This window comes from Tahibacter aquaticus (genome assembly GCF_004363655.1).
Taxonomy (GTDB): Bacteria; Pseudomonadota; Gammaproteobacteria; order Xanthomonadales; family Rhodanobacteraceae; genus Tahibacter; species Tahibacter aquaticus.
On sequence record NZ_SNZH01000002.1, the window covers coordinates 498,877 to 512,191 of the forward strand.

The following is a 13,315-nucleotide window of genomic DNA, read 5'->3' on the forward strand; positions in this document are numbered from 1 at the left end:
CGTTTGCCGATCGCCGTGCTGGCGATCGGTTTATTGCCGTATCCTGGCGACGACCAGAGCGACAAACCGGAAGATTGCGAGGACCGAGCATGCGCCGCGTTGTGCACTTTATCCTCGGCCTGGTGGCGCTGCTGCCGGCAACGGCAGCAACGGCGTCGATAGGCTTGCGCTGCGTCGACGCCATGCCGCTGCGCAATCGCGTGACGCTGGCCGCCGGCGCCAGCGTGGCCCTGGAGCTGCAGCCGGCAGCGGGCACGCCGGCCCTGCTGCGCATCGACGAACAGGGCCGCGATCTGGAATGGCGCTGGCTCGGCGACGAGGCGTTCCAGTCCATCGCGGCGCGGCCGCCGCGACTGGGCCTGCTGGCGCTGGCACTGGACGGTACCCGCACGCTGCAGCTCAAGGCAGTCGGCGGTAATGTCAGCGCCACTGCCGCCGTGCAACTGGACTGCGCGCCGGACGCTGCCGCTGTCGCCCTGCCTGCCTGCGTGGCTGCGGCGAACGCCGCCGGCAGCGCCTCGCCCGCCATGGCTTCCAGCCTGCTGTGCCGGGCACTGGCCACGCACGCCCGCGCCTACGCCGCGTCGCGCGACAACAAGCCGGAAGACTCGGCACCGCTCTACCGCGAGGCAGCCGAACTGTGGCGGCGGCTGCAGGACGGTCCTCGCCAGGCGGCTGCGTTGCTCGGCCTGGGCGAGCAGTCGATGCGGCGCGCGAAGTACCGCGAAGCACTGCGGGTGAGCCAGCAATCGCGCGAACTGGCGCTGGCCAGCAGCAGCGGCTACTACCTGGCGCGTGCCGGCGGCCAGATCTGCCTGGCCCTGCAATACCTGGGGCGTATCGACCAGGCCTGGCGCTGCATGCAGGAATTGCCGGCCCTGTATCAGAGCCTGGGCGAAACCAACGAAGCGGCCAATGCCTGGTATCTCATCGCTGCCTTCGCCGCCGAAAACGGCAAGCAGCGGGAAGTCGCGTCTGCCCTGCGTGCGGTAGATGCGATCGATCCCGCCCGGCTGTCGCCGCTGGTGCGGGGACGCCTGTTCTACCTGCGCGCGCGCCTGTCCACCGAGGCCGGACAGATCGACGACGCTGTCGCTGCACTGCGCCAGGCCATTGCCGTATTCGACCAGGTCAGCGACAAGCGCTGGCAGGGCAACGCCTATCTGCGCGCGGCCGAACTGTATTTCCAGATGGGCAGCCTGGACGAGGCCAGCGATTTCGTCGCCTCGGCCATTCGCCGCCTGACCGAGGCACAGGCCCGCGACAGGCTGGGCATTGCCTATCTGCTGCAGGCGCGCCTGGCTGACGCGCGTGGCGAAGTAGATCTGCGCCAATCGGCGCTGGCCGAGTCGCAGCGCCTGCTGACCAAGGCCGAGCGCCCGCTGGCGGAAATCGAGGCAGCTGCCTTTGCCAGCACGGTAGACCTCAGGCCGGCGGCCCAGTCACTGCTGGACGAGCGTCTGCGGCAGCACGGCAGCGTACCGGCCTATCTGCGCCAGATGCTCGACCTGGCCGCTGCGCAACGTGCCCTGGCCCAGCAGGACTGGACCGCAACGGAACAGGCCCTGGCACGCCTGCCGGCCCAGGGCATGGGCGTTGCCGCCCAGCTGCAGCGCGACCGCCTGCGCGCGAGCCTGCTTGTCGCCACGCAGCGCGCGCCGCAGGCGCTGGCCCTGCTCGACAATGCCGTGGCCGAACTGCGCCAGATCGCCACGGCCAGCCGTGCGCCGGCCTTGCGCCAGATTGCGGCGCGACGCCTGCTGGACTTGCGCCGCGCCTGGGTCGATGCCTATGCCGCCCTGCCGCCGGCGCAGCGGCCTGCGCCGGCGGCGCTGTGGCAGATGCTGCAGTCGACCCAGTCGGCACCGCTGCTGCGTGGAACCGGTACTACCGGCCAGGCCAACGAAGACGCCGTGCTGCAGGCCGATCGCGCGCTGGCCGCCGAACTGCTGCCCGACAGCGAGCAGCCGCCGGCGGAACTATTGGCACAAAAAGCACTGTTGACTTTGTATGCATCCGGTGCAAACCAGCCGCCGCCGCTGCAGGCTGCGGTGATCGACCTGGCGCAGGCGCAGGCCACACTGGCCGATGGCGAGCTGCTGCTGGCCGTGGCGCTGGGCTCGCAGCAGGCAATTGCGCTGAGCATCTCGCGCGGTCAGGTGGCCAGCCACGAGCTGGCCGCGACGGCGCAGATCCGCAGCAGCCTGACGGCACTGCAGGCGAGCATCGGCGACCCGCACACGCCGCTGAACCGGATCGAGCGCGATGCGGCGACGTTCAGCCAGGCTTTCCTGCCCAGCCAGCTGCCGCGGCCGGCCAGCCGCCTGCTGCTGATGGCTGACGAATCCCTCGCCGCCATTCCGCTGGCGGCGCTGCGCTGGCCCGGCGACGATTTCTTCCTGGTCGAGCAGGCCGCCAGCAGTTTCCTCAGTTCCGCGGCGGGCAGGTCCGGCCTGGCCGAGCCCGAGCGCATACGTGTGCTGACCGCATCGCTGGGCGAAGCCGCGCGTAAGGAGCTGCCGATGCTCGCCGGTGCCGAGCAGGAGCCGCGACTGCTGCAGCTATCCCTGCCGCCGGCCTTGTCGCCCCGTTTCTCCGAGGCGCCACTGGACCGCCACAGCCTGCGCCAGGCGCTGGACGGCGCGGGGCAATGGGTACACATTGCAGCACATGGAACTTTGCGCTCCGGCCGGCAGGGCTATTCCGGCCTCTGGTTCGGCGCTGCGCCCGAGTTCATCGGCTGGATCGACCTGGTCGGCCGGCCGCTGCAGGCCGAGCTGCTGGTGCTGAATGCCTGCGAGCTGGGCGGCAGTTCCGGCAGCAGCGCGAGCTTTGCCGCAGCCCTGTCCAGTGCCGGGCTGGCCCACGTCGTCGCCGGCCTGTGGAAAGTCAGCGACGGTGCCGGCGCGTTGTGGGTGCCCGTGTTCTACAGCGAACTGGCGCGCGCGCCTGCGGCCGGCCCGGCCGTCGCTCTGCGCGCGGCGCAACTGCGCCTGATGCAAAGCCGGCTGTTCCGGCATCCGTTCTACTGGGCGTCGATGATCCATCTGCAGCACTGAAGAAGGCGCGGCCGTCGGTAAACGCGGTCTTCATGTTTCCGGCCGACCGCTTTGGCGGCGGCCTGTTCCTGCGTCGCCGGAATATGCCGCACCAGTGCGGCATGCCGGACGCGGTGTGGATTTGCATCTTCTTAACGCATTGCGCGACTGCGCTTTTCGCTTGGGGGAAAGCGGCGCACGCGCCGTCTTCTAAGGCAGAACCCCAACGGAGTACTGCGATGAAAAAAGGAATTTGTGCGCTCGCCTTGCTGGGCCTTTCTGCGCTGCTGCCGGCACAGGCCATGTATATCAACCCACAGGGCACGGGCCAGGTACTGCTGTTTCCGTACTACACCGCCCAGGACGGTCAGACCACGCTGATCAGCGTCACGAATACGAAAAACACCAGCAAGCTGATGCGCATTTCCATCCACGAAGCGAACAATGCACGCGAAGTGCTGGACTTCTGGATTTCGCTCAGTCCGCACGACAGCTGGGTCGGGTCCATCGGCGGTACGGGCGACAAGCTGCCGGCGACACTGTCGACACGCGACACCACCTGTACGGCACCGGACAAGCCGGACTGGGATCGTCCGCTGCCCGGTGGTGGCTGGTCTGTCGATATGCGGCCTTATGCCTTCATCGACGACAACAACGATAGTGGCCCGCGACTGCCTGCGCGCACACGCGAAGGCTATGTCGAGGTGATCGAGATGGCCGAGCTGAGCGGCAGTCTCGCAACGGCCGCGGTGACGCGCCAATGCGCCGTGCTGACCTTCATCGATCCGTCCAGTCCCGATCTGTTGCCGCCCGGAGGCGGGCTTTCCGGACACTTCGCGATCGCCGATGTCGCCGCGGGAACCCTGCTCGGCGGCAGCGCCACGGCGATCGAAGATTTCAGCAGCTTCGTCCTCGTGAACGATCTTGGCGTGTCGGCCACGCTGCAGCAGGGCAACAGCGAGCCCGGTGTCGTCTTTGCCGATATTCCCGTCGAAGGCCGCACGAGCCGGCTCGCTTACTCGACCGTAGCGCCGAACAACGCCATCGATGCGGTTTCTGCGCTGCTGGCCGCCGATTCGCTGCAGGCCGATATCGCATCCGATGCTGCTGCGGGAAGTTTCACCGAATGGGTGGTCACGCTGCCGACCAAGCCGTTCTATACCGACAACCAGATCGTTGGCGTCGGCCTGGGCGATCCGGGGGCTATATCCCCGTTCGAGGAGACCTTCGGCGAGACGCATAGCGGCGGCTCCTGCTCGCGCTTTGCCGCCAGTGCGCGGGACGAGGAAGGCCGGCCTATCGTGCTGAATCCGGACCCGGCCGCGGCGCCCGCGCGCAGTGCGGCGCAGGCCTTGCCGCCGTTCTCGCTGTGCCGGGTCACCAACGTGCTGCATTTCGGCGACACGCTGACAGCCGGCGCCACACCGCTGCTGCATTCGCGCCTGGGTGTGAAAGTGTGGAATCCGCAGCCCTCGTTCAGCGCTGGCCGCGTGCAGCTGGATTTCTCGCGCCGCAACGACGGTACGCCGCGGCTGCTGCGCCCGTCGATGGACAGCAACCTCACGCTACGTGGCATGCCATTGATCGGCTTTGCTGCCTACAAGTACACCAGCGACAACGTGCTGCCTGGCAGCCTGTCGGGCCAGGCCTATCTGCTGCCGCTCAGCGACAAGCGCACCGTGTGTACGAATGCGCAGGGAACGGCGATTGCCTGCCCTTGATTCATCGGTGCCGCGGCCGGCCCGCGGCACACGCTTTTCGTCACGACGATCGCAACGCGTGTTCCGGCGATCTGGAAGTACCGAAATGAAACCGTTGTTGCATTCGTCGCTGTTGCTCGCATTCGTGGCCGCGTTGCCGGTCCAGGCCATGTACCTCAATCCGAAAGGCACCGGCCAGGTGCTGATGTTTCCTTACTACACCGCTAACGCGGGGCAGACCACGCTGGTCAACCTGGTGAATACGACGGCGCGAGCAAAGTCGTTGAAGATCGAATTCCGCGAAGGCCACGCGGGGCGCGAAGTAATGGACTTCTTCATTTTTCTCGGCCCGTACGACAGTTGGAGCGGCGTGGTGGGCAGCGACAGCGACAGCTCGGCCGCCTTCGTGCTGACGCGCGACGACAGCTGTACCGCGCCGAGCCGGCAAGAGTGGGATCCGGCGGGTGCTGACGCCTGGCGGGTCAGCATGCGCGACTTCGCCTATGTCGACGACAACGAGGACACCGGTCCCACCGATCTGGCGCGCACGCGGGAAGGCTATGTCGCCGTGTTCGAGCTGGCTCAGCTCAGTGGTGCTCTGGCAGCGGCCGTCGATACCGACGGGCCGCGCCAATGCCATGTCGTGCGCGCTATCGATCCGTCGAATCCGAGCCTTACCGTTCCTGGTGGCGGCCTTGCCGGTCATTTCGCCATCGTCGACGTGGCGCAAGGTACTTTGTTTGGTGGCAGCGCCACGGCGGTCGATGACTTTTCCAAGAGAGCTCTCTATTCCGACACCACGTCGCTGCCGAGGTATCTGATGTGGGGTAACAGCGGCACGCCGGGTGTCGTGCACGCCGACGTATTCAGCGGCGGACGCTTACTGAACCTGCGCTACAGAAATTTTTCGCCGAACAATGGCTACGACGCATTCTCGGCATTGCTCGCGGCCGACTCCCTGCAGGCCGACATCACCCGCGATGCCAGCACCGGAAGTTTCAGCGAATGGGTGCTGACCGCGCCGAGCAAGTGGCTATACACCGACAACCAGCCCCTGGGCGAACCCTTGAACACGACCCGGCCCGGCGACGAACCCTACGAGGAAATCTTCGGCGCTGCGCGGCCGGGCGGTTCCTGCTCGCGTTTCGAGGCCTCCGCCTATGACCGGGAAGGCAATCCCGTCGCGTTTGCGCCGGATACGCCGCTCGCTGGCGGCAACAATCCGGGTGAGTTGCCGGAATTCTCGCTATGCCGCAGCACCGACGTCGTGTATTTCGGTCCGACACCGGCAAGCGGCGCGACGCCGGTACTCGGTTCGCACCTGGGCGTGAAAGTGTGGAATCCGCAGCCTGCCCTCGACAGCGGCCGCGCGATCCTGAGCTTCGCCAAACGCAACGACGGCACGCCGCGCCTGCCGCGCCCCGATCTGCACGGCACCCGCGTGCGCGGTTTGCCGCTGATCGGTTTCGAGGCCATCAAATACGTCAACGGCAACGTGTTGCCCGGCGTGCTGGCCAACTATGCCTACGCCCTGCCTTTGATGCCGACAACAAAATGCATCAATGAACAGAATGATCTTCTTTCCTGCCCGTGATGCGGATGCCGGCTTGAACCTGCGGATGAGCGAGTTCGGGCGAAGATGCGGGCCGTCGTCGCCGTTGCGAAATGGGAGTGCCGTGAATGAAGTGCCTGCTGCGTCCCTTGCTGCTGGCCCAGGCGACCGCGCTGCCGGCCCAGGCGATGTACCTCAACCCGCGCGGCACCGGCCAGGTATTGCTGTTTCCGTATTACACGGTGGGCAGAGGTTTCAGCTGCTGACCTTCGCCGCGGACATGGCAAAGCATGACTTCCCGGACTCGGCGATCCTCAGGGCCATAGCTGCCCGCAGCAACCCGGCGCCGCCAGAGCTGTCGCGCCCGAAGTTCGCTGTGGTGGGCGGTACCGACACGGCGCCCGCGGCAGGCCAATCCGATGACGTCCAGCCGGTGGACCCCATCGCCACTACGCCGGCATAGGCGGGGTCTGCGAATTCGCAGAGGCCTCAGCAGGCCAGCCGATGCGCGGCCCAAGTCGCTGATCCGATTCAACTGTGGCAGAAAGCCACTATTGGCAGCAGGCCGGCCCTGGTGCTGGAAAGGTTCGCGTTTGAAACGCGACCCTTGGCGTCACGGAAATCCGTGAGGCCTAGCCGAGTTGACGAAGTCGCGGGATAGGTCGGTTTCTGTTGACAGAAACTTTGTCCACAGTTGCCATCGCCTGCGCGGGTTCTGTCAACCGAACCGTTGCCGGCCAATTGTGGCAGCCGACCACTATTGCCGGTATCGACAAGATCGGGGTCGACAAGAACAAGGCGCTTATGCGATAGAACTGGGCATGAAACCATCCGCAATCCACGCGCTGTCCTACCTCGACAGCCAGGACATCGTCCGCTGGTTCGGCACCGAAATGGCGCTGAGCGAAGGTCAGCAAGCCCGTATCTGGAACGAAGCAGAAGCCAGGTGGCAAGTCGAGTGCGGACCGGCCGTCTGGACACATCCCTCCGTCCCATTCCTTCAGCTGACCCACATCGAGGTTCAGCTGCGCAACGGAGCGCAGGCACGCTTGCTGTCGCAGCTGGACGACGGCAGCGGGTACTACGGCCTGTATCTGGTGGAGATCGACAAAGCAGCAGAACCCGGTAACGAAGAACCCGGCAGCATCTTCCGAACGCGCGAACTCGCCGAGCTGCCCGTGGGCCCGGCCACCACAGCCATCCTTCGCCAGAATGGTCCGAATGCCGTCATCGAGGCTTGTATCCGCGTTGGACGGCACGAGATCCGGCTGCTCGCTGCCGAGGTATACGACCGCGCCACCGGCGTGTTCGATATCGTCGAAGGCGACGAGTCCATCCTTCTCCAACTCGATGGCGCCCGGCCCGGACATTTGCCGCAGCAGACCGCTTCATCGCCAGCCGCTTCGGGCGAACGTAGCTATCCATGACCGCCGACGAAATCCAATCCTATCTGCTCCCAACAGCCGAGCAAGCCCGTCGCGTTGAGCAGCGCTCTGCCGCAGCAGGACGGCCAGCGTGCAGCGCAAGTCGTTGATCCCGTGGGGGCACAAAATTGCGCCCGCCGTTCCTCAGATCTGAGGAATCGAACTACCGGAAACCCGGTAGTTTTCGCCCGCGGCCAAATACCAGAAAAACCGGCATTTGAAATGCGACTTCTCCGTGTCGGCCGCCACGACAAAAAACGCGAAAATTATTCCGGAAATTATTCCGACCAGTCTCGGCCAAGCCGACGCACCTTCTGCAAATTTGCAGAAGGTTTCACGGCGCAAAATTGCGTTGCGAATCAGCGTGCGCAAAATTGCGCCGGAGCTCGACACTGAGGCCGGCTGGCGGTCAGGGCCGACCAGCAACAGTTCCGCAGCTCGACCCGACACGCCGCCCGACCTACACGCGCTTACTCGAACGGTGCGGGCTCTGGTTCCTCGAATCCGTCTTCAAACAGGGCAAGCTCCGGCGTGCCGGTGCCAGTGAGCGTGTAGGAGAAGAAGCCCCCCCCGAAACCCTCGGTGCGAATCTCGATGTCCGTCGTCAACTGACCTTCCCGGGTCGGGACGAAGGTGTACGACAGCGTGCAGGAGGAATTGGCAGGGAACAGGAAAGGTGGCACGGCACAGCTGCCGGCGGTAATGACGAAGGCGCTGGCGGCCGGCACATTGGTCGGCACGAAGGACCTGATGCGGAGAGGGACGCGCCGAACGTTCTCGATGAGGACCGACATCTGCAGACCCACCGTGCCGACGGGTGTCGGACCGAAATCAAGCGTTGTCGGTGTCATTTCCAGACGTCCAGTGTCCCCTTCACCCCGCAGCGCAAACTCGACGCTGCCACCTCCGGCCAGCGTCATTCTGATCCTCTCGTAGTAGATACGGGTGCTGCTTGGCGAGAACGTGTACAAGATCGTGCAGGTTGCCTGTGGCGCAAGGGTAAAGGGCGCTGCTCCACAGCTGCCGCCGGTGCGCCGGAAGACGTTGATGGGCGGCAGGACAGTCGCGATGGCGACAATCGTCACTGCCTCGTTACCAGTATTCGTGACTGTCGTCGTCCTCGGCTCGCTCACCGACAGGATGGCCTGGACCTGGAAGTCCAGCTCCTCGGGCGACACAACGAGATCAGCTCTGGCAGAACCGCACAAAAACAGCATTCCCAACAGCAGACGTTTCATAGGCAAGCACCTGGCGGACTGGCGATCGGTAGATATGTTGCCCTGTTCTGCAGAAAGGGCGCCTGCTCACTTGAACGACGAACGAGCAGGTTTACTGCCATGGATCTTTCGATGGATCGTTCGACGACCGTCGGTCTTGCGCTGGCTTCCGTGAAGGCATTGCCCGGCTGCGTGGATCGGACTCCCACCACGCCGGGCGGCAGTGGACGTAACTTGAATAAGATTCCGGCGCGCGCAGTGCCCGCGCTGATGCACCGATCCGCTGCAGCGCGGCCGGCCCGGCGACGCATCGCTTGGCTCAAAACTGAGCCCGCTGTTTCGTAACGCAATTCAGCGTCGCGACTCCTGTGGGGGTTTTTCGGTTACAAACCGGACAACGCTAGCTGCACCGATATCGGAATTCCGATGTCGGGGAGGGGGCGGTTATCCGCCGACCCCTTGGCCAGGCCGATACGGGAATTCCCATATCGGCAAAAGGGGGGGGGTGAAACACCACCCCCTTGCGCTGGCTATTCGTCCTTTTTGCCCGTCCAAGCCTCGCGTTCGTCGGCTGTCAAAACGCTATAAATTGCTTGCTCTGCCATCCAGCTAATCGGCTCCATCCTTCCATCGGCAAGGTGTGCAACGGCCGCCATGGGGTCGCTGGTGATGAGCCACACGGCTTGCGCGCAAAGCTCCTCGTACGCCGCTTGGGCCGCCGCTGCGCGCGCGGCATCGCCGGAGTTCGCAGCAACGAAAAGACGCTCCTCGGCCTCGTATATGCGCTGAGCCAGGTCAGGCGTTGCGCGCCCGACTTCAAACCTCGGGGCCTGCTGGTGCTCGATCGACCAAACTTCTCCATCGGTCACGTGCACGACTGCGTTGCTGAATCTTGGCGGCCGTTCGTTTGCCTGGATACGTGCATTCATGGCGTGTCCTGGTGACAGCGGGTGTGCGCTGGAATGTATTGGGGTTGCGGCGCTGTGGCCAGGGCCGCGATGGGGCCTAGCCTCACATAACGAGCTGGATCGCCCGGGCCAGGCAGTAGGGGATGGCCTTTCGCGCACTTGCTGCTACTCGGGGAAAATCATCAGCGCTGGCACCTTGCTAGGGTCGCCACCGATCTCGCTTAGGTATGCCATGTGCGCCATGGCGCGAGCCGCCGCGGGCCGATACTCGCTAGGATGTGGAAGATCCGTCATTCCTTCCGGAATCGTGTACGGCCCAAAGTGGAAAACTGCATAGCCCACGACGTTGTTCCCAGCATCGTATACCTGGAGCGCCTCGGCGTCTTCGGAAACCTTGGAAGAGCCCTGTTTTGAGATAGTAAAGCCTACTTCGCACACGAAGAGCGGATGCGGGACAAGTCGAGAATCTGGCTTTTCTCCTGACACTCGCAACGTGGCTGTCCCTCCCCTGCGACTTCCCGAAAAACGCATAATCTCTATGCGCATGGCAATGCCCTCGCTGTGGTTTGTTATCTGGGGTTCTCTCTCTCGCAAACGCTCTGTTGCTCAAGACCGAATCCTCCCACCGCGCCACTCCTTCCACAATGAAACTTTCGCACACCCTCCGCGCTATGATGCTTGTGAGGTTGGCGAAACGCGCGCTGCCGGAGCGATATCGCTAAGCGCCGCACTAGCGCCGGCGCCCGCCAGGCACCGTCTGCGCCCGCTCATGGTATACATTGCTCGACAGCAACTACCGTTGGGGGCGGTATGGCAGGTTTCGATTGGGGTAGCTTGGCGGACGGGTTTGCCGCACTAGGCACGATCACGGCGTGCGGTATCGCCCTGTGGCTCGCTCGTAAAGCCCGAACAGAGCAGGATGCGCAGCGAGCTGACCGTTCGCGGATTTTTGCGGTTCTGGTTCGAGCGGAAATTAGTACCGTGCAAGCGCGGACAATTGGACTCAGGCATTTGCTTGCGAGCATCGCCCGGGCTGGAGGTGCGCACCAGGCTGCGAACTGGCCCACCATCGTTAGTACGGTTCGTCTGCTCGGGCTCCCTGTTGCGGAACGACTCATCGACAAAGCGCTCGAGCTTGATCCGGCTGCGGTCAAATCTACATGCGATACGCTGGCAATGACGGAACAGATGAAGGTGCTGGTCGACGGGTGGGGCGATTTGGCGAACCTCGACGCAGCGACGCTGCAGTCGGCAGTGTCGGCGCTGAGAATCTTGTCTATCGGCCTGCAGATCCAGGTAAACCTGGCGCATGATGAAGTCTGGGAAGTATCGAAGCCGGTTGTAGCACCTCCCGCGATAGAAGGCCGCGGTGTCTCGGCTGACGAGCTCAGGCTCTATCAGGGCTACATAAGCGACAAGGGGCTCGACGTCAGCAGACTGTTCCCCGTCCGATCTGGCACGTTCTAGGCACCGCTGCGCCTGTACTTCAAGGACGGGGTATTGCAGTCGATACAGGCGCCAGATTGGGCGCGATGACGGAAACGCTCGCCGCGGACTCGGCTGCCCGTCCGCCGGCGGATCGTCAGATGCCCGCTGTTTGTGGATCTCTCCACAAAATCAGATTTCAATTCCCGTGCAACCGTGTCGCCTGGCGTGGCAAAACGGTGCAACTGGAGGCAACGATTCCGCTCCGTGGTTGCTAGGCGCTGTCGCCGGAGCGGGCTTGCGCTCAGAACAAGCGCCGCGCGTTGGTTGGCTTCAAATGCTGCTGCCTAGCTGCTGCCTAGCCAATAAAAGGCCAGGGCTGCGCTCGATAAGGCATTGATTTCATGGCGCGCCCGGAGGGATTCGAACCCCCGACCACCGCCTTCGGAGGGCGGTACTCTATCCAGCTGAGCTACGGGCGCGTTGGGTGAGGCGGTGGTACGGCCCGAGGGGGCTTGGTACCGGCACTGGCGACGGCTGCGGAACGGCCTGGCACAAGGCCTGGCCGCTGGCCGCAAAGGGCAGGACCGGCGCGCATCATAGCTGCCCGGCCGGGCAGCGGGCTAGCCCCGCGCTTCCAGGGGCGGGGGGCGGCCGTTATACTTGCCCGTCTTTTTTCCGCGCCGGGAGCTTCTCCGGCCAAGCCGCCGCTAGGAAAGGTGTTCCGTGAGCAGCCCGATTACCAAGACCGACCTCGAATTTCTCAAGCGCTTCTCGATGCTGATTGGCGTCCTGGCGCTGATGGCCCTGGCCTTCATCCTGCTGGCTCTCTATATCTACGCCAAGCACCCGGCGGCAAAAAGCCCGGATGCAGGCAAGGCGGTGACCGAGCGCATTGCCCCGGTCGGCGATTCCTATGCCGGCGACACCGGCCGTGCTGCCATGCTGGCGGCCGAGGAAGCCCGCAAGAAGGCCGCCGCCGCCCAGGTTGCCTATGGCGGCACGACCGACGGCAAGGTGATCTACGACCAGCTCTGCGGTGCCTGCCACAAGGCCGGCATCAGCGGCGCACCGAAGCTGGACGACAAGGCCGACTGGGCGCCGCGCCTGGCCCAAGGCGTCGATACCCTGATCAAGCATGCGACTGAGGGCTTTACCGGCAAGAAGGGTGTGATGCCTGCCCGCGGTGGCAATCCCTCGCTGAATGACGAGCAGATCAAGGCCACCGTCCACTGGATGATCGAACAAACCAAATAACTGGTCCGCAACGCGAGATGCAGTAAAGCATCTTGCGCGGATACGGCGACCCGGCCAGCAGGGTCAGCGCGTGCGGCGCTGCCAGGTTGGATCGATCCGCTAGCCACGACACCGCCTCCGGGCGGTGTCGTCGTTTTTGCCCGCTGGCTATTCCGCCAGGCCCTGAGCCCTGCGCCAGTCCTGGGCAAACGCCAACAGCTCGGGAAAGAAGGCCTCGAAACCGCGCTGCAGTTCCGGTGCCTGCGCCTGCAGCACCGGCATGGACTGGTCCAGCGGGTTGGCCCGGCTCAGGCGCGTGCCTACGCCCCGGATGGCGCGTTCGATCGTGGCGGGCTGCGCATAGCCTGCGGGCAGGTCGTTGAGGTCCATATAGGCGAGAAAGCGCCGCATCTCCGCCGGCAACTCGGCTTCGCGGCTATGCAGCAGCATGCGCAGCCGGGTCGAATAGTCGTGCAGCGGCACGCGGCTCCAGTGCGCAAAGTGCTGCGCCAGCAGATGATCGAACCAGATGTCGAGCAGGATGCCGGCATAGCGCCGGAACGGCGGTTCGAAGCGAACGCGCAAGGCAGCGACCTGCGCATGGCGGTCGGTATAGCTGTCGACGGCGCGATGCAGGCGCACGCCGAGTTCGACGTGCGGCGCGAGGCTGGTCGGCACGGGGCCGTGAACGAAATCGCCGAGCAGGCTGCCGACGATGACATCGTCGTTGCTGCCGGCCAGCAGGGCATGGGCCAGGATGTTCATGCGTGCAGCATATCTGCCGGCCCGTTCGGATTCGGTGTTACGCAGAATCC

Annotated in this window: 11 protein-coding genes and 1 tRNA gene; 7 read left to right on the top strand and 5 right to left on the bottom strand. The window is 64.6% G+C overall.

Translation table 11 applies throughout. From position 1 onward, the window contains the following. Positions 1-89: 89 nt before the first annotated feature. From DFR29_RS04900 to DFR29_RS04915, 5 genes are all read left to right on the top strand, one after another. Positions 90-3,059 carry a CHAT domain-containing protein gene (locus DFR29_RS04900; protein WP_133817445.1) on the top strand — a complete coding sequence of 990 codons (2,970 nt, stop codon included), beginning with the start codon at positions 90-92 and terminating at the stop codon, positions 3,057-3,059. 218 nt (positions 3,060-3,277) lie between these two features. Further along, on the top strand, positions 3,278-4,759 hold the full coding sequence (locus DFR29_RS04905; protein ID WP_133817446.1) for a hypothetical protein: 1,482 nt from the start codon (positions 3,278-3,280) through the stop codon (positions 4,757-4,759). Positions 4,760-4,844: 85 nt separating this feature from the next. Further along, positions 4,845-6,332, top strand: a complete 1,488-nt coding sequence (locus DFR29_RS04910) for a hypothetical protein (RefSeq protein WP_133817447.1) — start codon at positions 4,845-4,847, stop codon at positions 6,330-6,332. 86 nt (positions 6,333-6,418) lie between these two features. After that, positions 6,419-6,556, top strand: a complete 138-nt coding sequence (locus tag DFR29_RS28995) for a hypothetical protein (RefSeq protein ID WP_166653879.1) — start codon at positions 6,419-6,421, stop codon at positions 6,554-6,556. Between the two features lie 555 nt (positions 6,557-7,111). Then, positions 7,112-7,717, top strand: coding sequence for a hypothetical protein (locus tag DFR29_RS04915; protein ID WP_133817448.1), 606 nt, complete (start codon positions 7,112-7,114; stop codon positions 7,715-7,717). 141 nt (positions 7,718-7,858) lie between these two features. Here DFR29_RS04915 and DFR29_RS04920 read toward each other — a convergent pair whose 3' ends face one another. The 3 genes from DFR29_RS04920 to DFR29_RS04930 form a co-directional block, all read right to left on the bottom strand. Further along, positions 7,859-8,164, bottom strand: a complete 306-nt coding sequence (locus DFR29_RS04920) for a hypothetical protein (RefSeq protein ID WP_133817449.1) — start codon at positions 8,162-8,164, stop codon at positions 7,859-7,861. A 20-nt stretch (positions 8,165-8,184) separates the two neighbouring features. Further along, entirely contained in the window at positions 8,185-8,952 is a 768-nt protein-coding gene (locus DFR29_RS04925) for a choice-of-anchor D domain-containing protein (protein ID WP_133817450.1), read from the bottom strand. A gap of 509 nt (positions 8,953-9,461) precedes the next feature. Continuing rightward, entirely contained in the window at positions 9,462-9,860 is a 399-nt protein-coding gene (locus tag DFR29_RS04930) for a hypothetical protein (RefSeq protein ID WP_133817451.1), read from the bottom strand. 789 nt (positions 9,861-10,649) lie between these two features. Here DFR29_RS04930 and DFR29_RS04935 point away from each other — a divergent pair. Continuing rightward, complete coding sequence (locus tag DFR29_RS04935; RefSeq protein ID WP_133817452.1) at positions 10,650-11,306, top strand: hypothetical protein; 657 nt, start codon at positions 10,650-10,652, stop codon at positions 11,304-11,306. 363 nt (positions 11,307-11,669) lie between these two features. Here DFR29_RS04935 and DFR29_RS04940 read toward each other — a convergent pair. Then, positions 11,670-11,746: transfer RNA gene (locus tag DFR29_RS04940), tRNA-Arg, on the bottom strand. Positions 11,747-12,002: 256 nt separating this feature from the next. Here DFR29_RS04940 and DFR29_RS04945 point away from each other — a divergent pair. Continuing rightward, on the top strand, positions 12,003-12,521 hold the full coding sequence (locus tag DFR29_RS04945; protein WP_133817607.1) for a c-type cytochrome: 519 nt from the start codon (positions 12,003-12,005) through the stop codon (positions 12,519-12,521). 147 nt (positions 12,522-12,668) lie between these two features. On the opposite strand, the gene DFR29_RS04950 is transcribed toward DFR29_RS04945, so the two are convergent. Further along, positions 12,669-13,265 (bottom strand): acyl carrier protein phosphodiesterase, encoded by a 597-nt coding sequence (locus DFR29_RS04950; protein ID WP_133817453.1) that lies wholly within the window; start codon positions 13,263-13,265, stop codon positions 12,669-12,671. Positions 13,266-13,315: the final 50 nt, after the last annotated feature.